18 protein-coding genes are annotated in these 21059 nt (G+C 61.5%); 9 read left to right on the forward strand and 9 right to left on the reverse strand.

Translation table 11 applies throughout. The features are described 5' to 3' along the window. Window positions 1-100: 100 nt before the first annotated feature. The 8 genes from BMX59_RS07305 to BMX59_RS07340 form a co-directional block, all read right to left on the reverse strand. Complete coding sequence (locus BMX59_RS07305; protein WP_071490239.1) at window positions 101-2023, reverse strand: PrkA family serine protein kinase; 1923 nt, start codon at window positions 2021-2023, stop codon at window positions 101-103. A gap of 285 nt (window positions 2024-2308) precedes the next feature. Then, a complete protein-coding gene (gene glpE, locus BMX59_RS07310; RefSeq protein ID WP_092242303.1) occupies window positions 2309-2638 on the reverse strand; it encodes a thiosulfate sulfurtransferase GlpE in 330 nt (109 codons plus the stop codon). Window positions 2639-2647: 9 nt separating this feature from the next. After that, a complete protein-coding gene (locus tag BMX59_RS07315; protein WP_093120849.1) occupies window positions 2648-3499 on the reverse strand; it encodes a symmetrical bis(5'-nucleosyl)-tetraphosphatase in 852 nt (283 codons plus the stop codon). Continuing rightward, on the reverse strand, window positions 3499-3879 hold the full coding sequence (gene apaG, locus BMX59_RS07320; protein WP_010206973.1) for a Co2+/Mg2+ efflux protein ApaG: 381 nt from the start codon (window positions 3877-3879) through the stop codon (window positions 3499-3501). The genes BMX59_RS07315 and apaG overlap by 1 nt, the downstream gene beginning before the upstream one ends. Before the next feature lie 100 nt (window positions 3880-3979). After that, entirely contained in the window at window positions 3980-4792 is an 813-nt protein-coding gene (rsmA, locus tag BMX59_RS07325) for a 16S rRNA (adenine(1518)-N(6)/adenine(1519)-N(6))-dimethyltransferase RsmA (protein WP_071490236.1), read from the reverse strand. After that, complete coding sequence (pdxA, locus tag BMX59_RS07330) at window positions 4789-5778, reverse strand: 4-hydroxythreonine-4-phosphate dehydrogenase PdxA (RefSeq protein ID WP_093120852.1); 990 nt, start codon at window positions 5776-5778, stop codon at window positions 4789-4791. The genes rsmA and pdxA overlap by 4 nt, the downstream gene beginning before the upstream one ends. Continuing rightward, entirely contained in the window at window positions 5775-7112 is a 1338-nt protein-coding gene (locus BMX59_RS07335) for a peptidylprolyl isomerase (protein WP_093120855.1), read from the reverse strand. Before BMX59_RS07335 ends, pdxA begins: the two co-directional genes overlap by 4 nt. After that, window positions 7087-9900 (reverse strand): LPS-assembly protein LptD, encoded by a 2814-nt coding sequence (locus tag BMX59_RS07340; RefSeq protein ID WP_093120858.1) that lies wholly within the window; start codon window positions 9898-9900, stop codon window positions 7087-7089. The genes BMX59_RS07335 and BMX59_RS07340 overlap by 26 nt, the downstream gene beginning before the upstream one ends. Window positions 9901-10030: 130 nt before the next feature. Between BMX59_RS07340 and BMX59_RS07345 the strand changes: the two genes are divergently transcribed. From BMX59_RS07345 to BMX59_RS07355, 3 genes are read left to right on the forward strand one after another with little or no spacing between them, the layout of a single operon-like run. Then, on the forward strand, window positions 10031-11056 hold the full coding sequence (locus BMX59_RS07345) for an aminoglycoside phosphotransferase family protein (RefSeq protein WP_093120861.1): 1026 nt from the start codon (window positions 10031-10033) through the stop codon (window positions 11054-11056). After that, window positions 11053-11727 carry an N-acetylmuramate alpha-1-phosphate uridylyltransferase MurU gene (murU, locus tag BMX59_RS07350; protein ID WP_071490231.1) on the forward strand — a complete coding sequence of 225 codons (675 nt, stop codon included), beginning with the start codon at window positions 11053-11055 and terminating at the stop codon, window positions 11725-11727. Before BMX59_RS07345 ends, murU begins: the two co-directional genes overlap by 4 nt. Before the next feature lies 1 nt (window position 11728). Continuing rightward, on the forward strand, window positions 11729-12496 hold the full coding sequence (locus BMX59_RS07355; protein WP_093120864.1) for a TerB family tellurite resistance protein: 768 nt from the start codon (window positions 11729-11731) through the stop codon (window positions 12494-12496). A 3-nt stretch (window positions 12497-12499) separates the two neighbouring features. Here the strand turns inward: BMX59_RS07355 and BMX59_RS07360 are convergent, their stop codons facing one another. Continuing rightward, a complete protein-coding gene (locus tag BMX59_RS07360) occupies window positions 12500-13474 on the reverse strand; it encodes an alpha/beta hydrolase family protein (protein WP_093120867.1) in 975 nt (324 codons plus the stop codon). A 77-nt stretch (window positions 13475-13551) separates the two neighbouring features. Here BMX59_RS07360 and BMX59_RS07365 point away from each other — a divergent pair, with 77 nt between their 5' ends. From BMX59_RS07365 to BMX59_RS07390, 6 genes are all read left to right on the forward strand, one after another. Continuing rightward, window positions 13552-15546, forward strand: a complete 1995-nt coding sequence (locus tag BMX59_RS07365; protein ID WP_092242326.1) for a PAS domain-containing sensor histidine kinase — start codon at window positions 13552-13554, stop codon at window positions 15544-15546. Window positions 15547-15564: 18 nt separating this feature from the next. Further along, on the forward strand, window positions 15565-16194 hold the full coding sequence (locus BMX59_RS07370) for a response regulator (RefSeq protein ID WP_071490227.1): 630 nt from the start codon (window positions 15565-15567) through the stop codon (window positions 16192-16194). A 225-nt stretch (window positions 16195-16419) separates the two neighbouring features. Beyond that, a complete protein-coding gene (locus BMX59_RS07375; protein WP_058424775.1) occupies window positions 16420-17532 on the forward strand; it encodes an ABC transporter ATP-binding protein in 1113 nt (370 codons plus the stop codon). A 43-nt stretch (window positions 17533-17575) separates the two neighbouring features. Next, window positions 17576-18616 carry an ABC transporter substrate-binding protein gene (locus tag BMX59_RS07380; protein WP_071490226.1) on the forward strand — a complete coding sequence of 347 codons (1041 nt, stop codon included), beginning with the start codon at window positions 17576-17578 and terminating at the stop codon, window positions 18614-18616. 220 nt (window positions 18617-18836) lie between these two features. Further along, window positions 18837-20084, forward strand: coding sequence for an ABC transporter permease (locus BMX59_RS07385; protein WP_071490225.1), 1248 nt, complete (start codon window positions 18837-18839; stop codon window positions 20082-20084). A 12-nt stretch (window positions 20085-20096) separates the two neighbouring features. Beyond that, entirely contained in the window at window positions 20097-20921 is an 825-nt protein-coding gene (locus BMX59_RS07390) for an ABC transporter permease (protein WP_015886162.1), read from the forward strand. Window positions 20922-21059 lie beyond the last annotated feature (138 nt).

A 21059-nucleotide genomic window follows, 5' to 3' on the forward strand; every position in this document is an offset into this window, starting at 1 on the left:
GGCAGCTTCACGTTACAAGCTTCAAGCCGCGAGCTGGAAGCTTAGAGACAAGCGGTCGGCTGCCAGGCCAGAAGCCCGGCAGCGCACGCCTGTCGCTGCCTTACTGCGATTTGCGCACCCGCAGGTACCACTCGGACAGCAGCCGTACCTGTTTGTCGGTGTAGCCGCGCTCGACCATTCGTGTGACGAAGTCGTTGTGTTTTTGCTGATCCTCCTTGCTGGCCTTGGCGTTGAAGCTGATGACCGGCAGCAAGTCCTCGGTGTTGGAGAACATCTTCTTCTCGATGACCACCCGCAGCTTCTCGTAGCTGAGCCAGGTCGGGTTCTTGCCATTGTTGTTGGCGCGGGCGCGCAGCACGAAGTTGACGATTTCGTTGCGGAAATCCTTCGGATTGCTGATGCCGGCGGGTTTTTCGATCTTTTCCAGTTCCTCGTTGAGGGCGACGCGGTTGAGGATCTCGCCGGTTTCCGGGTCGCGGTATTCCTGGTCCTGGATCCAGAAGTCGGCGTACAGCACGTAGCGGTCGAAGATGTTCTGGCCGTACTCGCTGTAGGACTCCAGGTACGCAGTCTGGATTTCCTTGCCGATGAACTCGATGTAGCGCGGCGCCAGGTATTCCTTGAGGAAGCGCAGGTAGCGTTCGCGGGTTTCCGCCTGGAATTGCTCCTGTTCGATCTGCTGTTCCAGCACATAGAGCAAGTGCACCGGGTTGGCGGCAATTTCGTGAGGGTCGAAGTTGAAGACCTTGGACAGGATCTTGAACGCAAAGCGCGTCGACAGGCCGTTCATGCCCTCATCCACGCCGGCGGTATCGCGGTATTCCTGGATCGATTTGGCCTTGGGGTCGGTATCCTTGAGGTTTTCGCCGTCGTACACGCGCATCTTCGAGTAAATATTCGAGTTTTCCGGCTCCTTGAGGCGTGACAGCACGGTGAACTGGGCAAGCATCTTCAAGGTGTCGGGTGCGCAATGCGCCTTGGACAGGGAGCTGTTGAACAGCAGCTTGTCGTAGATCTTGATTTCATCGCTGACCCGCAGGCAGTAAGGCACCTTGACGATATAGATCCGGTCGATGAAGGCTTCGTTGTTCTTGTTGTTGCGGAAGGTGTGCCACTCCGATTCGTTGGAGTGGGCCAGCAGGATCCCGGTAAACGGAATCGCACCGAGGCCTTCGGTACTGTTGTAGTTGCCTTCCTGTGTGGCGGTAAGCAGTGGGTGCAGCACCTTGATCGGTGCCTTGAACATCTCCACGAACTCCATCAGGCCCTGGTTGGCCCGGCACAGCGCGCCGGAATAGCTGTAGGCGTCGGCGTCGTTCTGCGGGAATTCCTCGAGTTTGCGGATATCGACCTTACCCACGAGGGCCGAGATGTCCTGGTTGTTCTCATCGCCCGGTTCGGTCTTGGCCACGCCGATCTGGTTGAGGATGGACGGGTAGAGCTTGACCACGCGGAACTGGCTGATGTCACCGCCGAACTCGGCCAGGCGCTTGGTGGCCCAGGGCGACATGATGGTGTTGAGGTAGCGGCGCGGGATGCCGAAGTCTTCTTCGAGGATCGCGCCATCTTCCGTGGCGTTGAACAGGCCCAGGGGCGACTCGAAGACCGGCGAGCCCTTGATGGCGTAGAAGGGCACCTTCTCGATCAGTTGTTTGAGCTTCTCGGCCAGGGACGACTTGCCGCCGCCGACGGGGCCGAGCAGGTAGAGGATCTGTTTCTTCTCTTCCAGGCCTTGGGCGGCATGGCGGAAGTAGGAGACGATCTGGTCGATGCATTCTTCCATCCCATGGAAGTCTTCAAAGGCCGGGTAGCGACGGATCACCTTGTTGGAGAATATTCGCGACAGCCGCGAATTGTTCGAGGTGTCTATCAGTTGCGGCTCGCCTATCGCCAGCAGCAAACGTTCGGCGGCAGACGCATAGGTGCTGCGATCCTGTTTGCACAGCTCGAGATACTCTTGCAGCGTGAGTTCTTCCTGCTGTGTGGATTCGAAGCGGTTTTTGAAGTGGCTAAAAATACTCATGACGTCGTCACCTCGCTCGATACGTGGAGCCGACGCCGGATCAATCAGTCGATGCTGGCAGACATTGGCAGACGCCAATGGCTGTTTTCCCCCCAGAACACCCTGAAACGCTACCGATGACCCGCACGCCGGTGTACCGGCTCTCCCCTGATTCGGATGGCCTGCGCTTAAGGATAGTTCGGAATCGGAGAGGTCAAGGCGCGATGCGCAATTAGTTTGGCTGCGCCGTTCGTCAGAAACGGCGCAAGCCCAAGCGTCACGCGGGGTAGCGGGGTGTGAAAAAAATTATTGCGAATCGCCCGAGGAAATTTCCGCAGGATAGGTCGTACGCCACAGCTCAAAGCCGCCGTCCAGGCTGTAGACGTCGGAGAAGCCCTGGCTGATCAGGTAGGCCGCCGCGCTCTGGCTGGAGTTGCCGTGGTAGCAGGCCACGATTACCGGTGCGTCAAGGTCTGCGGCGCGGATGAAGTCGGCGATGTTGACGTTGTCCAGGTGCCTGGCACCGGTGATGTGCGCGGCGTTGTAGGTCGGCTGGTCGCGGATATCGACCACCACGGCACCTTGCTCGCGCAGGGCCTGGGCTTGTTCGGGAGGGATACGTTTGAATTCGCTCATGGATGGCTCCTAGGGCCTGGCGGTGGCCGGCAATGTAACGGGCAGGGGGGATTCGCACTGGCAGCTATAACGCTCGCCGGTGTCGACGTTCATCAGCGTCATGGCGCCGCCCCACACGCAACCGGTGTCGAGGGCGAATACGCCAGGCTCATCGCACTTGCCTTCAAGTGCAGCCCAGTGACCGAAAATGATCCTGGTGTCACGGGTCTTGCGTTCTTTGTGGGCGAACCAAGGCTTATAGCCGGGAAGCGCGGTGTCGGCGCCTTCCTTGCTCTTGAGATCCAGCTTGCCCTCGGCGGTGCAGAAGCGCATGCGCGTGAAGTAGTTGGTGATGACCCGCAGGCGTGCGACGCCGGTCAGGTCGTTGTCCCACTTCACCGGCTCGTTGCCGTACATCCCGTCGAGGTAGGCGGTGTACAGATTGTCATCGGTCAGGGCGCTCTCGACTTCAGCGGCGCACTTGAGTGCTTTCTTCAATGACCATTGGGGCGGGATGCCTGCATGGACCAGGGCCACGTCACGGCCTTCGTCGTAATGCATGATTTTCTGGCGGCGCAACCAGTCGAGCAACGCGGCGCGATCGGGCGCTTCGAGGATTTCCCGCAAGGTATCGCCCTTTTTCAGGCGCTCGATGTTGTTGCCGGCCGCCAGCAGGTGCAGGTCGTGGTTGCCCAATACGCACACCAGGGAATCGCGCAGGCTATATAAGTAGCGCAGCGTCTCCAGGGACTGCGGGCCGCGATTGACCAGGTCACCGACCAACCACAGGCGGTCACTTGCCGGATCGAAGGCTACGCGCTCAAGCAGGCACTTGAGCGGCTCCAGGCAACCTTGCAGGTCGCCGACCGCATACGTCGTCATCAGTGCAGGGCTCCCGGCACGGCAAGACGGAACGGCGCGATGATGGCGTCGAACAGTTGGCCGTCGGTGGCCTTCATTTGATACGAGCCTTGCATGGTGCCGACCTTGGAGGTCATCACCGTGCCGCTGCTGTAGGTGTGGCTGGCGCCGCTGTCGATCAGCGGCTGCTGGCCGACCACGCCTGCGCCGCGCACTTCTTCGACCTGGCCGTCACCGTCGGTGATCACCCAGTGGCGTGACAGCAACTTGGCCGGTACCAGCCCGTTGTTTTTCACCGTGATGGTGTAGGCAAAGGCGAAGCGGTTCTGTTCAGGTTGCGATTGGTCCGCCAGGAAGCGGGTGACGACGCTGACGTCGATCTGGTAGCGAGGATCGGACATGCAAGAGGCCTTAAAAGCAGAGGACAGCAGATGCGGGTCAGTCTAGGCCAAGAGGTGGGCACTAGGCCAGACATGCTGTCTGGCCTATCCCCGGGATGCTCTATTGCGCTGCGGGCGCAGGCTGGATGGCCAACTGGTCGGCCAGGCGTACGAACGCGGCCAGGTCCAGTTGCTCGGGACGCAGGCTGCCATCGACGCCGGCAGCTTCGATCTCGGCGTTGCTCAGCAAGGCCTTGAGCGTGTTGCGCAGGGTCTTGCGGCGCTGGTTGAACGCTTCGCGTACGACGCGTTCCAGCAGGCGATGGTCTTTGGCCGGGTGCGGCAGTACCGCGTGGGGCACCAGGCGCACAATCGCCGAATCGACCTTCGGCGGCGGGTTGAAGGCACCCGGACCGACGTTGAACAGGTGTTCGACGCGGCAGTGGTACTGAACCATGATCGACAGGCGGCCCCAATCACCACCGCCAGGGCCTGCCGCGAGGCGTTCGACCACTTCCTTTTGCAGCATGAAGTGCATGTCGCGGATGATCCCGGCGTTGTTCAGCAGGTGGAAAATCAGCGGCGTAGAGATGTTATACGGCAGGTTACCCACCACGCGCAGGCTGTTGGGTGCGGCGTTGAGAGTGTTGAAGTCGAACTTCAGCGCATCGCCCTGATGCAGGTTGAAGTTGGGCTTGCCGGCGAACTGCTGGTTGAGAATCGGGATCAGGTCCTTGTCCAGCTCCACCACATCCAATTGGCCGCCGCTGGCCAGCAGGCCTTGAGTCAGCGCGCCCTGGCCCGGGCCGATTTCCAGCAGACGGTCTTCGGGCTTGGCATGGATGGAGCGCAGGATGCGGTCGATCACGCCAGCGTCGTGCAGGAAGTTTTGCCCGAAGCGCTTGCGCGCCCGGTGTTGGTAATGCTCAGTCATATACGGGTCTCGGCCATCTGATAGGCGGTTTCCAGGGCCACGTGCAGGCTACCGGTATCGATCCTGCCGCTGCCCGCCAGGTCCAGGGCGGTGCCATGGTCGACGGAGGTGCGGATGATCGGCAAGCCCAATGTCACGTTGACGGCGGCGCCGAAGCCTTTGTATTTAAGCACCGGCAGTCCCTGGTCGTGGTACATCGCCAGCACTGCATCGCAGTGCTCCAGATATTTGGGGGTAAACAGAGTGTCCGCAGGCAGCGGGCCGTGCAGGTCCATGCCTTCTTGGCGCAGACGCTCCAGGGTGGGTTCGATGATGTCGATTTCTTCGTGGCCCAAGTGGCCGCCTTCACCGGCGTGGGGGTTAAGCCCACAGACCAGGATGCGCGGTTGGGCGATGCCGAATTTCTGTTGCAGGTCGGCGTGCAGGATGCGTGTCACGCGCTCCAGTCGCTCGACGGTGATGGCATCGGCAATGTCGCGCAGTGGCAGGTGCGTGGTCACCAGGGCGACCCGCAGGCCGCGCGTGGCCAACATCATCACCACTTGCTCAGTGTGGGTCAGTTCGGCAAGGAATTCGGTGTGGCCGGAAAAGGCGATGCCGGATTCGTTGATCACGCCCTTGTGCACGGGTGCGGTGATCATGCCGGCGAAGTCGCCGTCGATGCAGCCTTGCCCGGCGCGGGTCAGGGTTTCGAGCACGAACGCTGCGTTGGCCTTGTCCAGTTGCCCGGCGACGACTTTGGCCTGCAGTGGGGTGTCCCACACATACAGGCTGCCGGCGGGGGCGGGCAGGTCCGGCCAGTTGCCCGGCGCCACGTCCAGCAAAGTGACTGCCACACCCAGCTGCGCGGCCCGCTCAAGGAGCAGGTCACGGCTGGTAATGGCGATCAGGGGGTGTGGCTGGGGTTGCGAGGCGAGCAGCAGGCACAGGTCAGGACCAATGCCGGCCGGCTCGCCGGGTGTCACCGCGAAACGCTGGGGTTTCACTGCACTGCCTGGTCGGTGCCTGTCTGGGCGCCTGGTAGCTTGATTTCAACGTAGGCTTCGTCACGGATCTGACGCAGCCAGGTTTGCAGTTCTTCATCGTATTTGCGGTTACGCAGTACGTTCAGCGCTTGTTGCTCGCGGGCCTGGCTGGTGTTGTCGGTGGCGCGACGGCCAAGGACTTCCAGCACATGCCAGCCATATTGGGTCTTGAACGGCTTGGACAACACGCCCTGCGGCGTATCGGCCATCACCTGCTGGAACTCCGGCACCAGGGCTTTCGGGTCGATCCAGTTCAGGTCGCCGCCGTTGAGGGCAGAACCCGAGTCTTCCGAGAAACTCTTGGCCAGGGTGGCGAAGTCTTCACCGCTTTCGATGCGGTCGTAGATCTTCTGGGCCAGTTCCTTGGTTTGCGCTTCGGTGCGGATTTCGCTTGGTTTGACCAGGATATGACGAACATGCACTTCGTCTTTAAGCGAGGTCTCGCCACCGCGACGCTCCAGCAACTTCAGGATGATGAAACCACCTGGGGTGCGGGCTGGTTTGGTGATATCACCCACGGCCATGGCGCTCAGTTCACGGTCGAACGGAGGTGGCAACTGAGCGGCTTTACGCCAGCCCATGTCGCCGCCCTCGAGGGCGTTGTCGCTACCGGATTGGGCAATGGCCATCTGGGCGAAATCAGCACCGGCCTTGAGGCGATCATAGATAGCCTGGGTCTTGGCGGCGGCGGCATTGAGCTGCTCGGAGTTGGCGCTGTCCGGTGTCGGGATCAGGATATTGGCCAGGTGCAGTTCTTCGGAGAGTTGCATCTTGCCGAGGTCCGATGCCAGGAAGTTCTTCACTTCCTGTTCGGATACCTGGACCCGCTCGGCAACACGGCGCTGACGCACACGGCTGATGATCATTTCACGGCGGATCTGGTCACGGGCGTCGTCATACGAAAGGCCATCGTGGGCCAGGGCCGCGCGGAATTGATCGATGCTCATGTTGTTGCGCTGGGCAATGGTGCCGACTGCCTGGTTCAGTTCTTCGTCCGAAATACGGATGCCGGAACGATCGCCGATCTGCAGTTGCAGGTTCTCGACGATCAGGCGCTCCAGCACCTGCTGGTCCAGGACGCTGGTCGGCGGCACGCCACCGCCACGCTTGGCGATGGTCTGCTGGACTTCCTTGACGCGCTGGTCCAGTTGGCTCTGCATGATCACGTCGTTATCGACGATGGCCACGACCTTATCCAGTTCTTGAACCGCAGCGTGTACCGATGCGGCACCCAGGAACAGCGCGCCCAGCACTAGCGGGCGCAGACAATCAGAAAGCTTGGTCTTCACGTTCACGATAACCTTCAATGCCTTTGTCGAGGAAGCTCTCTACCTTGGCGCCGGTCAGGCCGCCGAGTCCTTTGAGGACGATCTGGAAGAAGAGCCCGTGGTCACCCTTTTCGTTAAGCGGGGCGATCTGGCTGTATTCGTCGTTGGAAACCCAGTAACGGTTGATGACGCGCAGTTTCCAGCAGCAGTTGTCGTACTCGAAACCACCGAAGGCTTCCAGGGTACGGTTGCGGGCGTAGTCGTACTGCCAGCGAGTGATCAGGTTCCATTGTGGAATGATCGGCCACATCATCGAGAAGTCGTGTTGCTGGATCTTGTAGTAATCCTTCACGAAGTTCGGATCACCTGGTTGCCCGTAGTCACCACCGAACTGCCATTTGCCGGTCAGCTGGTTGTAGACGACTTGGTCATTGCGATAGCGATAACCGACGTTGATGATCTTGTTCGGGTTGTCTTCCGGCTGGTAGTGCAGCATCGCGCTACCGGAACGAGGGCTGTGTTCCTCGGTGTCCCAGTTGTAGTCGGCAGTGGCGCGCCAGTCACGGTTGAAGCGGAACTCGTAGTCCAGGGCAACCGGCGAAACGTCGGACTGTGCGTCGGCACGGTCCGCCGCCAGGATACCTGGAAGTTGAACTTCACGGTCCTTGAAGTACACGGCCTGGCCGACGGATACGCGCTGACGCTCGAAGCCGTTCTCTTCGATCCAGCGGCTGGTCAAGCCCAGGGACAGCTTGTTTTCGTCGCCGATGCGGTCGGTGCCGCTGAAGCGGTTATCGCGGAACAGCGACGCGTAGCTGAACGAGTACTCGCTGGTGTCGAAGACCGGGATATCAGCCTGGTCCTTGTTCGGTACGTACAGGTAGAACGCACGCGGCTCAAGGGTCTGGCGATACTCTTTGCCGAACCAGTTGGTGTTGCGGTCGAAATACAGGCCGCTGTCGACGCTAGCAATCGGAACCGCACGGTCCTGGGAGCTTTTGAACGTACCACCGGCGTACTGGGTACCGTTCCTGGCTGCTGCGGCCTGGTCGGCAACGATCTGGTTCTTGCCGATGTTGTCTAGGTCCAAGTCATACTTGGTGTACACGTACTTGAGCTTCGGCGTGATGAAGCCGTAGGTCCAGTTCATCGGGTATTCGACGGCTGGGGCTACGTTCAGGCGCGTGCCGTTGGCACGGGTCAGGCCGCGGACGTAGGTGTCCAGGCGGGCTTCTGAGTCACCGTTCTCATTGATAAAGTTGCCGTTCTCCAGATCGCGATCGAAACGCACGGCTTCGGTCTCGTAGCTGAAGTTAAGGCCACCTGGATGGTACGGCAGCGTGCCGTTGAAGGTGATCTGCGGCAGGCGGTCATACGGAGTGACCTGGGAAATCGTTGCCAACTGGTAGGCCTGCAGGTTCAAGCGAGCCTGGAAGCTGTCGCCGCGATAAGTTACCGAACCCTGCTGGTTGATGTAGTCGCGGCTCTCGACGCCTTCCTGATAGGACTTGAGGTCCTGGAAGTAGTAAGGATCGCTGATCTTGGTGTAGTCGACCTGGGTCAGTACACGCGAGTCCAGCCCGCCCTTGTGTTGCCAGTTGAGCATGTAGCGGGTTTTTTCGTAATCGGTCTGCTTTTTCCGCTCGTCGCTGTCGTCGTTCAGGTACGCGCCGCCGAACTGGCCTTCGCTGGACTTGGTGAGGTAGCGGAATTCGCCTTCCATCAACAAGCCACGCTTGGTCATGTACTGCGGGTACAACGTGGCGTCGTAGTTCGGCGCCAGGTTGAAGTAGTACGGCGTGACCAAGGTAAAGCCGGTTTCGCTGCCGGTGCTGAAGCTCGGTGGCAGGAAGCCGGACTGACGACGGTCGTCGATCGGGAAATAGATGTAGGGGGTGTACAGGATCGGAATGTTCTTGACCCGCAACGTCGCGTTGGTGGCCGTACCGAAACCGGTGGCCGGGTTCAACGTGATGTTGTTGCCCTTGAGCTGCCAGGCGTTGCTGTCTGGCTCGCAGGTGGTGTACGTACCGTCCTTGAGACGGATGATCGCGTTCTCGGCACGCTTGGCGTACAGCGCGTTACCGCGGATACGCGATTTGTGCATCACATATTCGGCGTTGTCGATCTGGGCGGCGCCAGTGTCCAGTTGGACTTCGGCGTGATCGCCCACGATCAATGCGCCGTTGTCGCGTAAACGAACGTTGCCGTTCAGCTCGCCACGGTTCTCGGCCTGGTACAGGCTGGCTTCCTCGGATTCCAGTTGCATGCTGCCCTGGCGCATGACGACGTCACCGGCCAGGGTTGCCACCTGTTGTTCCTGCTCGTAACGAGAGGCCTTGGCACCGATGAAGGTGGGCGCATCGCTCTTGTTCGTCTTGTCGTTCATGCCAGGACGCGTCGGCTCGATGTACGCACCGCCGCAGTAAGGGCCGGTTTCGGCCAACTGTGCTGCGGTCAGCTTGTCGCGGGGCACCCAGTCCAGGTGGCTGTAGTCGGCGCTGCGCGAACGCAGGCCACGGCCCTTGGCTTCGGTGACCAGAGCGGTCTTGGGCTCGGCCTCGGCGTTGCCGCCAGCATCGGCCTGCGCCGTGCTGTTGGCGGAGCTGACGGCTGCACCGTCATGCACCGGGCGTGGTGGTAGTGGGGTTGCGGCGGTTTTTGGCGCGCAATCCCAGGCACCCGAAGCAGAGACTGAGCAGTCATACTGTTCCGCGGCGACCACGAATGAGGTGGCGAAGGGTTGCAGGGCCAGCAGACTGCCGGTTACCAGCAACGGAAATTTTCTACGAAACGCGGGGGATTTCAATGCCATCTTATTAGTCCGGGCTTCCTGCGTGCCATCTGCCCGCGGTTTGGGCCGCACGCCTCTCGATGGTCTGAAAAAGATGCGTGATAATAAAGCATGCCCCGCTTGACGGCTAGCGCCGTCGGAGACCCTTGTAATGCCCGAGCAAGATCTACGTTTACAACAGCTGGAAGCCTGGCTGGAAGAGCAGTTGCCGATCCTTTTCAACACTCAAGGCTGGGGCGCCGTCCCCCCGGCCATATTGACCGCGGCCAGCAGCGACGCGAGTTTCAGGCGCTACTTCCGTTGGGAAGGGGGGGGGCGGACCTTTGTCGTAATGGACGCTCCACCCCCCCAGGAAAACTGCAAACCTTTCGTCGATATCGCTCATTTGCTGGCGAAGTCGGGCATAAATGTTCCAAAAATTTATGCAGAAGATTTGCCCCGAGGCTTTCTTTTGCTCAATGACCTGGGCAGAAAAACCTACCTGGACGTGATTGACGACAAAAACGCCGATCACTTGTTTGCCGATGCCATCGACGCCTTGCTGGCTTTCCAGCAGTTGCCGATGGACGCGCCGCTGCCCAGCTATGACGTCGCCTTGCTGCGCCGCGAGCTGGAATTGTTTCCCGAGTGGTACGTCCGCCGGCACCTGGGTATCGAGTTGGATACACAGCAACAAGCGCTTTGGCAGCGCGTCAGTGACCACCTGATCGACAGCGCCCTCGCGCAGCCGAACGTGCTGGTGCACCGCGACTATATGCCGCGCAACCTGATGATCAGCGAGCCGAACCCGGGCGTGCTGGATTTCCAGGATGCGGTCTACGGGCCGGTCACCTATGACATCACGTGCCTGTTCAAGGACGCGTTCCTCAGTTGGCCCAAGGCCCGCGTGCGGGACTGGCAGCGCGGCTATTGGGAGCGTGCCGCGAAACTGGGCATCCCGGTGCAGGCGGACTTCGAAGACTTCCTGCGTGCCAGCGACCTGATGGGCGTGCAGCGCCACCTCAAGGTCATCGGCATCTTCGCGCGGATCTGCCATCGCGACGGCAAGCCACGTTACCTGGCCGATGTGCCGCGCTTCTTTGCGTATATAGAAGCGGTGCTCGCCGACCGCCCTGAGCTGAGCGAACTGGGTGAATTGCTCGCCAGCTTGCGCCAGCCCACCGAGGCAAGCGTATGAAGGCGATGATCCTGGCGGCCGGCAAAGGTGAGCGGATGCGGCCACTCACCTTGCATACGCCCAAGCCGCTGGTGCAGGCCGGTGGCAAGCGCCTGATCGAGTATCACCTGGAGGCATTGGCCAAGGCGGGCTTCACCGATATCGTGATCAATCACGCCTGGCTCGGCCAACAGATCGAGAGTTACCTGGGGGATGGTGCACAGTTTGGCGTGCGCATCCGTTACTCAGCCGAAGGCGAACCGCTGGAAACCGGCGGCGGGATTTTCCAGGCGCTGCCGTTGCTGGGCGACGAACCGTTCCTGGTGGTCAACGGCGACATCTGGACCGATTACGACTTCACCCGGCTCAAGCAACCGCTCAAGGGCCTGGCCCATCTGGTGATGGTCGATAACCCGGCGCATCACCCTTCGGGTGGCGATTTCTACCTGGATCAGGGTTTGCTTCATGATGCGGCGGCCGGTGCCGATAACCTGACCTTCAGTGGCATTTCCGTGCTCGACCCCAGGCTGTTCGCGGGGTGCAGCGCGGGTGCCTTCAAGCTGGCGCCGCTGTTGCGGGCAGCCATGGCCAAAGGTCTGGTAACGGGGGAACACATGGCGGGACGCTGGATTGATGTCGGCACGCTGGAGCGCCTGGCGCAGGTCGAAACCCTGCTGGCAGCGGGGCAGTAGCATGCTGTGGCCAGGGACGCTGATCGGCGCGGGGGCTGGCTTTGCCATTGCCAGTATTCCGGGGGCCATGTTGGGCGCACTGTTGGGGCAGGCGCTGGACCGCCGCCTGCAACTGCGCAGTTGGGCCCAATTGCGCGAGCGCCTGGGCGGGCGCCCGGCGTTGCGCAATGACGAGTTGTTGTTTGTGTTGCTGGGGCGCCTGGCCAAGAGCAATGGGCGTGTGGTGGATGGGCATATCCAGCAGGCGCGTCAGGAGATGCGTTCGCTGGACATGACCGAGTCGGCCCAGCGCCGTGCGATAGCGGCGTTCAATCGCGGCAAGTCCGGCGCTGACCGGATGCGCAGCTACCTGCGTGTGCTCAAGGCCCAGCCCCACGCCGCCGAAGGTGTGTTGCGCGCGTGCTGGCGTATGGCGTGGGCCGATGGCAAGGCGGATGACGCCGAACGCGACCTGATCGACCTGTGGGGCAAATGGCTGGGCTGGACGCCACAACAGCTCCAGGCATTGGCCGCTGACTTCAAGCCTGAGCACAGGCCATTGGTCAGTCGCGGCATCACTTATCAGGAGGCGTTGCGCTTGCTGGGGGTGACGGCCACCACCGAGCCATCGGCAATCAAGCGTGCTTATCGCCGCCTGCTCAGTCGCCATCACCCGGACAAGATTGCCGGCACGGGTGCCAGCGCCGCGCAGGTGCGTGAGGCGACCGAGCGTACCCGTGAATTGCACAACGCCTATACGTTGATTCGCGAGCGCCGGGATTTCCGCTAGGTTTCAGTCGACGCTGGCCTGCGGGCTCAACCAGCCGCGAACCCTGCGATACAACTGCTCCTGCCCGGCATCACTGTTGCCGGGCAAGGCTTTCAACGACACCTGCTTATAGCCATCATTCTTCAAACGCTTGGCCGCCTGGGCACGGGCCAGTGCGTTTTTGCGTGATTGAGCGCTGTCTTGATAGAACACATCGGCGGTCGGCAACTTCAGGCCGGGGGCCAGTTGTTGCACATCCGGGTGACGACCGGTGGGCGTCTGCGCCGCGACCATGACGAACTTCTGCACCTGGGACGGCTGCTTCTCGCTCAAATAACGTGCGGCCCACCAGGCGCCGGTGCCATGGCCGAGCAGCACCACGCTGCGTGCGCTCTGGGTCTGGGCGAAGGCCACTGCGGCGTCGATGCGCGCGAAAATGCGCGAAGCGTCGGTCTTGTCCTGTTCATCGGCGCCAGGCACCACGGCCGGGTCGGTGCCTTCGGCTTCGGCGCTGGCGGCTTGTTCGATAGGTTTGTCGGCGGTGCTCGCTTCCTTGCTGCTGGTGTCGACGGTAGCCTTGGGCGCTTCCATCACACGTGGTGGCAGCGTGTCCACGCTCACATCCGGCAGCGACAGGCTGAGGGAGCCCCAATTGGCATCCGGCAATTTGTGCCGCAACGGGCTGATTGCTTGCGGCCAGTCAGCACTTTCGCCGGCGCCCGGTACGATAATCACCACACCTTCGGGCTCGGCGCTGTTGGCCGGTTTCCACAGGGCCAGGAATGAATCGCTGCCGGCCTGCAATTGTTGCTGTTCCTGTTGCGGGATTTTGCGCTCCAGTGCACTGGCTTCCTCCTGGCTACGCTCGGGTAAAGGCTGGCGCTCGACCGGTTTTTCGGCGGCCGGTGCGGGGGCGTCAGCGGCCTGCACGGAAAAGGCACTGGTAATAAGTAGCGACAGGCACAATGCTGGCAGTGCCGAACGGTGAACAAAGGGCATCGTAAATTCCCGGCCAGAAGTGATTCCGGCAGCCTAATGGGTTGGTCAGTATTTGTCAGTGATGTGAGACGTCAATCATGGTTTTTCGCTGTCTGCTGGTTATCGGCTGTTGCTGCCTTGCCTTGATCGCAAATGCCGCCCCTGCGCCCGCCACTCCCCAGGCGCAGCTCAATGTGCAGCAACGCGAGTGGCTGGCCCAGCACCCGGAACTGCGGGTGGGCCTGGTATTGCAGGCGCCGTATGCGCAATACGACCGGCGTTTGCAGCGATTGTCCGGGGCGAACGTCGAGTTGATGCAGTGGTTGGCCAAGGCACTGAACATCGAGCTGACCTGGCGCAACTTCCCCAACCAGGAGCAACTGGAAGCCGCTGTGCGCGAGGGCGAAGTGGACATCGCCCCCGGCCTGCAACAAACCCCGGCCGGTTTACGCCTGTGGTTGTTCACCGACCCTTACATGCGTGTGCCGCAGCACATTGTCGGCATCCGCGAGGGCGGCGGCGCTGTGGAGTTGGAGAAACTCGATGAGCAATCCCGCGTTGCCGTGCGCATGCCCAGCGCCGTGGCGGACTACCTGCGCAGCACCTATCCCGGCCTCAACCTGCAAGGCGTGCCGATGGAGCGCCAGGCCCTGCAGCTACTGGTGAGCCAGCAGGCACGCTATGCGGTGGTGGACGAGGCGCAATTGAGTCGCTTGTCCGGCGAGGCGGAGTTCGCCGGGTTGGCGGTAGTGGGGGATATCGGCCTGCCACAGTTGTTGCGGGTGGCCACGCGCCGGGAGTGGCCGGAGCTGGCCGGCATCATGGAAAGCGCCTTGCGCGCCATCCCCGCCCGCGACCTGGACCAATTGCATAGCCGCTGGCTGCAACCCAAGTACCCACGCCTGACGGAAACCCCAGGCCTGTGGCAAAACCTCAGCCTGTTGTTGGGCCTGTTTTTGCTCGCCAGCCTGGTTGTCGTGTTCTGGCAGCGCCGCCAGCAACGGGTGCTCGAGCATGGGTTATTGGCCGCCCGCGAAGAAAGCGCCGCCCGCGCCGCCGGGGCCGAAGCCTTGCGCCTGACGCAGTTTTCCATCGATCAGAGCACCGTGGGCATCTTGTGGGTCAACTGGGACAGCCATGTGCGCTACGCCAACCGTGCCGCCGAAAGCATGCTCGGCTATAGCCCCGGTGCACTGATCGAGCGGCCATTGGCTGACCTGGATCCAAGCCTGGATATGGACCGCTGGCTCAACCTGTGGAAACGCGCGCGGGCCAGCGAAGACGGCCCGCAGAACTTTGCCACCGATTGCCGACGTGCCGATGGCAGCATCCTGCCGACCAATGTGTCCTTGAGTTTTCTGCGGTTTGCCGAGGCCGAGTACCTGGTGGTCTACCTCAACGACGTCACCGAGTTGCGCCGGACGTTGGCCGCGTTGCTGCAAAGTGAAGCGCAGTTGCGCGAACTCTCTGCCCACCTGGAAACCGTGCGCGAAGAAGAAAAGGCCCGCATCGCCCGTGAAGTGCACGACGAACTCGGGCAGATGCTCACGGTGCTCAAGCTCGAAACCTCGATGTGCGAGCTGGCCTATGCGCAACTCGACCCCGGTTTGCACGAGCGCTTGAACAGCATGAAGCGCCTGATCGCCCAGTTATTCCAATTGGTACGCGATGTGGCGACCGCGCTGCGCCCGCCGATTCTGGATGCCGGCATTGCTTCGGCCATCGAATGGCAGGCGCGGCGTTTTGAGGCGCGCACGCACATCCCTTGCCTCGTCCAGGTGCCGGATAACCTGCCGACCTTGAGCGATGCCAAGGCCATCGGCCTGTTCCGCATCCTGCAGGAGGCGCTGACCAATGTGATGCGCCATGCCCAGGCGCATACTGTCGAACTGACCCTGGCAGTGGAAGGCACGCATCTGCGGCTGACCATCAGTGATGACGGCGTCGGTTTCGTCCAGGCCCAGGGCCGTCCGGTATCATTCGGTCTGGTAGGCATGCGCGAGCGAGTGCTGATCATGGGCGGGCAATTGAGTCTGGACAGCGAGTTGGGGGAGGGCACCACCCTGAGCGTCACGGTGCCGTTGGATGCATAACACCAAGAGGAAGCGCCTGTGATCCGTGTACTGGTAGCCGAAGACCACACCATTGTTCGTGAAGGCATCAAGCAGTTGATCGGCCTGGCCAAGGACCTGCTGGTGGTGGGTGAAGCCGGCAATGGCGAGCAGTTGCTGGAGACCTTGCGTCACGTGCCGTGCGAGGTGGTGTTGCTGGACATCTCGATGCCCGGCGTCAACGGCCTGGAAGCGATTGCGCGCATCCGTGCGCTGAACAATCCGCCGGCCATCCTGGTGTTGTCGATGCACGACGAAGCGCAAATGGCCGCCCGCGCCTTGAAGGTTGGCGCCGCCGGGTATGCCACCAAGGACAGTGACCCGGCGCTGTTGCTCACGGCGATCCGCAAGGTGGCGGCCGGCGGGCGCTACATCGACCCGGACCTGGCCGACCGCATGGTCTTCGAAGTCGGCCTCACCGATACCCGGCCGCTGCATTCGTTGCTTTCCGAGCGCGAATTCTCGGTGTTCGAACGCCTGGCCCAGGGTGCCAACGTCAACGACATCGCCCAGCAGCTGGCGCTGAGCAGCAAGACCATCAGCACGCACAAGGCGCGGTTGATGCAAAAGCTCAATATCACCTCACTGGCTGAACTGGTGAAGTACGCCATGGAGCACAAGCTCCTCTAGCGACGTATCTAATAACGACACTCCCAAAACACCGTCAAACCCATTCTTGCCGCTTGCAGCTCGCCCCTTGCGGCTGTGCTGTCCCGTACGCGCCATCCCTGTAGGGCAATCCCTACCCCCAACCTTCCATCCGACCGATGCAATTCTCTCCTGGCCCCCGATTTCCGGGGGCTGGCGCCTGGACTACGCTTGTTCCACAGCAGTCCAAAACAAAAAGGTGCGGGTATGAGCGAGGTGGATTCAAATGATGTGCTGGTCAGCTTTCGTGGCGTGCAGAAGAGCTACGACGGCGAGAACCTGATCGTCAAAGACCTCAACCTGGAGATTCGCAAGGGCGAGTTCCTCACCCTGCTCGGGCCTTCCGGTTCGGGCAAGACCACCAGCCTGATGATGCTCGCCGGCTTCGAGACGCCGACCGCCGGCGAAATCCAGCTGGCCGGGCGGTCCATCAACAACGTGCCACCGCACAAGCGCGACATCGGCATGGTGTTCCAGAACTACGCCTTGTTCCCGCACATGACCGTCGCCGAGAACTTGGCGTTCCCGCTGTCGGTGCGGGGCTTGAGCAAGACTGATATCAGCGAGCGGGTCAAACGCGTGTTGAGCATGGTCCAGCTCGATGCCTTCGCCCAACGTTACCCGGCACAACTCTCCGGCGGCCAGCAGCAGCGCGTGGCGCTGGCCCGGGCGCTGGTGTTCGAACCGCAATTGGTGCTGATGGACGAACCCCTCGGCGCCCTCGACAAGCAACTGCGCGAACACATGCAGATGGAGATCAAGCACCTGCACCAGCGCCTCGGCGTGACTGTGGTGTACGTGACCCATGACCAGGGCGAAGCGCTGACCATGTCTGACCGCGTGGCGGTATTCCATCAAGGCGAGATCCAGCAGATCGCCGCGCCGCGCACCTTGTACGAAGAACCGAAGAACACCTTTGTCGCCAACTTCATCGGTGAGAACAACCGCCTCAATGGTCGCCTGCACAGCCACACCGGCGAGCGCTGCGTGGTGGAGCTGGCACGGGGCGAGAAGGTCGAGGCACTGGCGGTGAATGTCGGCCAGGTCGGTGGCCCGGTGACCCTGTCGGTGCGCCCGGAGCGCGTCAGCCTCAATGGTTCCAGCGAGAGCTGCGTCAACCGTTTCTCGGGGCGGGTGGCGGAATTCATCTACCTGGGCGACCACGTGCGCGTGCGCCTGGAAGTCTGCGGCAAGACCGATTTTTTCGTGAAACAACCGATTGCCGAGCTGGACCCAGCCCTGGCGGTCGGCGACGTGGTACCGATTGGCTGGCAAGTCGAGCACGTTCGCGCACTCGACCCACTTCTAGAGGCGAATTGATCGCCCCCTGGCTTCACCAACCCTGCACGTGGAGAGAACAACAATGTTGAGATCCCTTAAGTATTCGGCGCTGGCCATTGGCTTGATCGGCGCAACCCAGGCCATGGCAGGCCCGGACCTGACGGTCGTGTCCTTCGGTGGCGCGAACAAGGCGGCCCAGGTCAAGGCGTTCTACGCACCTTGGGAAAGCGCGGGCAATGGCAAGATCGTCGCCGGCGAGTACAACGGTGAAATGGCCAAGGTGAAAGCCATGGTCGACACCAAGAGCGTGTCCTGGGACCTGGTGGAAGTGGAATCGCCGGAACTCTCCCGTGGCTGTGACGAAGACATGTTCGAGCCGCTGGACCCGAAACTGTTCGGCAACACCGCCGACTATGTGAAGGGCGCCATCCAGCCATGTGGCGTGGGTTTCTTCGTGTGGTCGACCGTGCTCGCCTACAACGCCGACAAACTCACCTCCGCCCCCACCAGTTGGGCAGATTTCTGGGACACCAAGAAATTCCCGGGCAAGCGCGGCCTGCGTAAAGGCGCCAAGTACACCCTGGAGTTCGCCTTGATGGCCGACGGTGTGGCGCCGAAAGACGTGTACAAAGTGCTGGCCGGCAAAGATGGCCAGGACCGTGCATTCAAGAAACTCGATGAACTCAAGCCGTCGATCCAGTGGTGGGAAGCCGGCGCACAGCCGCCGCAGTACCTCGCTTCCGGTGACGTCGTGATGAGTTCGGCCTACAACGGCCGCATCGCCGCCGTACAGAAAGAAAGCAACCTCAAAGTGGTGTGGAACGGCGGCATCTACGACTTCGACGCCTGGGCCATCCCTAAAGGCCTGGCCAAGGACCGTGCCGAAGCGGCGAAGAAATTCATCGCTTTCTCAGTACAGCCTCAGCAGCAGAAGACCTACTCGGAAAACATCGCCTACGGCCCGGCCAACACCCAAGCCGTGCCGTTGCTGGCCAAGGACATCCTCAAGGACATGCCGACCACCCCGGAAAACATCGCCAACCAGGTGCAGATCGATGTGAGCTTCTGGGCGGATAACGGCGAGCAGCTGGAGCAGCGCTTCAATTCCTGGGCGGCCAAGTAACCCAACACTGTTGTTGTGTGTTTGCTGATTGTGGCGAGCGGGCTTGCCCCGCGTTGGGCTGCGTAGCGGCCCTAAAACCAGGCGCCGCGCTCGATCAGGCAGAGCGCGGTGGGTTTAATGGGGCTGCTGCGCAGCCCAACGCGGGGCAAGCCCGCTCGCCACAGGGTCTGTTGTACATCGCACGAAACTGTCGTCATTTTCAGTCTTACCGGAGTCAGCCATGGCCATCGCCGTTCCCTCGAACGAGGTCAACAGCCCCACCCTCAAGCAGCGCCTGGCGCGTGCCGAGCGGCTCAATCGCTGGAAGGCCCAGGCCTTGATTGCGCCGCTGGTGCTGTTCTTGCTGCTGGTGTTCCTGGTGCCGATCGTTGCTTTGCTGTTCAAGAGCGTCGGCAATCCGGAAGTGGTGGGCGGCTTGCCGCGTACCGTGGTCGCGGTGACGGCCTGGGACGGCCGTGGCTTGCCGGGTGAACCGGTGTACCAGGCCCTCAGCGAGGACCTGGGCGAAGCGCGCAAAAACCAGACCCTGGGCGATCTGTCCAAACGCTTGAACATGGAACTGGCCGGCTACCGTAGCCTGCTGACCAAAACCGCGCGGGCGCTGCCGTTCAGTGAAGCGCCCGGCTCTTATAAAGAAGCGTTGGAAAACCTCGACGAACGCTGGGGCGACCCGGCGTACTGGCAGGCGATCCGGCGCAATACCAGCAGCCTGACACCGTTCTACCTCCTGGCGGCCGTCGATCATCGCATCGACGACCTCGGCGAAATCGCGCCGGCCACACCTGACCAGGCAATCTACCTGGACATCTTCGCCCGTACCTTCTGGATGGGCCTGGTAATCACTGCCATCTGCTTGCTGCTGGCCTATCCCCTGGCCTATCTGCTGGCCAACCTGCCGGCACGCAAGAGTAACTTGCTGATGATTCTGGTGTTGCTGCCGTTCTGGACCTCGATCCTGGTGCGGGTGGCGGCGTGGATCGTGTTGCTGCAGTCCGGCGGCCTGATCAACAGCGCCTTGATGGGCATGGGCTTGATCGATAAACCCTTGGAGCTGGTGTTCAACCGCACCGGGGTCTACATCTCGATGGTGCACATCCTGCTGCCATTCATGATCCTGCCGATCTACAGCGTGATGAAGGGCATCTCGCCCACCTACATGCGTGCGGCGATTTCCCTGGGTTGCCACCCGTTCACCAGCTTCTGGCGCGTGTACTTCCCGCAGACCTATGCCGGCGTCGGCGCCGGTTGCCTGCTGGTGTTCATCCTGGCGATTGGTTACTACATCACCCCGGCGCTGCTGGGCAGCCCGAACGACCAGATGGTCAGCTACTTCGTGGCGTTCTACACCAACACCAGTATCAACTGGGGCATGGCGACGGCATTGGGTGGCTTGCTGCTGCTGGCCACCGTGGTGCTGTACCTGATCTACAACCGGCTGGTGGGCGCCAGTCGCCTGCGCCTGAGCTGAGGAGACCTTGCGATGCTGAGCCCTTACATGTCGCCCGTTGAACGGGTCTGGTTCTACAGCTTGCGGATCCTCTGCGGCTTGATCCTGTTGTTCTTGATCCTGCCGGTGCTGGTGATTATTCCGCTGTCGTTCAACAGCGGCAGTTTCCTGGTGTACCCGTTGCAAGGCTTTTCGCTGCACTGGTACCAGGACTTCTTTGCCTCGGCCGAGTGGATGCGTGCACTCAAGAACAGCATCATCGTCGCCCCGGCGGCCACGGTGCTGGCCATGGTGTTCGGCACCCTGGCGGCCATCGGCCTGACCCGTGGCAACTTCCCCGGCAAGGCGCTGGTGATGGCACTGGTGATTTCACCGATGGTGGTGCCGGTGGTGATTATCGGTGTGGCCAGTTACCTGTTCTTTGCACCGCTGGGACTGGGTAACAGCTTCTTCTCGTTGATCGTGGTGCATGCGGTGCTGGGCGTGCCGTTTGTGATCATCACGGTGTCGGCCACGTTGCAGGGGTTCAACCACAACCTGGTGCGGGCGGCGGCGAGCCTCGGGGCTTCGCCGTTGACGGCGTTTCGCCGAGTGACCTTGCCATTGATTGCGCCGGGGGTGATTTCCGGGGCGCTGTTTGCTTTCGCCACGTCGTTCGATGAAGTGGTGGTGACGCTGTTCCTCGCCGGCCCTGAGCAAGCGACGCTGCCGCGTCAGATGTTCAGCGGCATCCGCGAGAACCTCAGCCCGACGATTGCGGCGGCGGCAACCTTGTTGATTGCCTTCTCGGTATTGCTGTTGCTGACCCTGGAATGGCTGCGCGGGCGTAGCGAGAAACTGCGCACCGCGGCAGTCTAACGGCCTGCTGGAGATTCTAGTGTGGGAGGGGGCAAGCCCTCTCCCACATGGTTTGGTGTTGTGTTGGAAATCACCATTCAGCCTCTGAATGCTAGGCAACCCGAGTTTCCGAGCTACTCTTGTGCCAGCCCATCACTT

Origin of the sequence: Pseudomonas sp. NFR09, from assembly GCF_900111535.1 — a bacterium.
GTDB classification, from domain to species: Bacteria; Pseudomonadota; Gammaproteobacteria; order Pseudomonadales; family Pseudomonadaceae; genus Aquipseudomonas; species Aquipseudomonas extremorientalis.

Coding starts and splice junctions, on each gene's coding strand:
- BMX59_RS07305 (WP_071490239.1), bottom strand. CDS start 2,023: ATGAGTATTTTTAGCCACTTCAAAAACCGCTTCGAATCCACACAGCAG.
- glpE (WP_092242303.1), bottom strand. CDS start 2,638: ATGAGCGAATTCAAACGTATCCCTCCCGAACAAGCCCAGGCCCTGCGC.
- BMX59_RS07315 (WP_093120849.1), bottom strand. CDS start 3,499: ATGACGACGTATGCGGTCGGCGACCTGCAAGGTTGCCTGGAGCCGCTC.
- apaG (WP_010206973.1), bottom strand. CDS start 3,879: ATGTCCGATCCTCGCTACCAGATCGACGTCAGCGTCGTCACCCGCTTC.
- rsmA (WP_071490236.1), bottom strand. CDS start 4,792: ATGACTGAGCATTACCAACACCGGGCGCGCAAGCGCTTCGGGCAAAAC.
- BMX59_RS07340 (WP_093120858.1), bottom strand. CDS start 9,900: ATGGCATTGAAATCCCCCGCGTTTCGTAGAAAATTTCCGTTGCTGGTA.
- BMX59_RS07345 (WP_093120861.1), top strand. CDS start 10,031: ATGCCCGAGCAAGATCTACGTTTACAACAGCTGGAAGCCTGGCTGGAA.
- murU (WP_071490231.1), top strand. CDS start 11,053: ATGAAGGCGATGATCCTGGCGGCCGGCAAAGGTGAGCGGATGCGGCCA.
- BMX59_RS07355 (WP_093120864.1), top strand. CDS start 11,729: ATGCTGTGGCCAGGGACGCTGATCGGCGCGGGGGCTGGCTTTGCCATT.
- BMX59_RS07360 (WP_093120867.1), bottom strand. CDS start 13,474: ATGCCCTTTGTTCACCGTTCGGCACTGCCAGCATTGTGCCTGTCGCTA.
- BMX59_RS07365 (WP_092242326.1), top strand. CDS start 13,552: ATGGTTTTTCGCTGTCTGCTGGTTATCGGCTGTTGCTGCCTTGCCTTG.
- BMX59_RS07375 (WP_058424775.1), top strand. CDS start 16,420: ATGAGCGAGGTGGATTCAAATGATGTGCTGGTCAGCTTTCGTGGCGTG.
- BMX59_RS07380 (WP_071490226.1), top strand. CDS start 17,576: ATGTTGAGATCCCTTAAGTATTCGGCGCTGGCCATTGGCTTGATCGGC.
- BMX59_RS07385 (WP_071490225.1), top strand. CDS start 18,837: ATGGCCATCGCCGTTCCCTCGAACGAGGTCAACAGCCCCACCCTCAAG.
- BMX59_RS07390 (WP_015886162.1), top strand. CDS start 20,097: ATGCTGAGCCCTTACATGTCGCCCGTTGAACGGGTCTGGTTCTACAGC.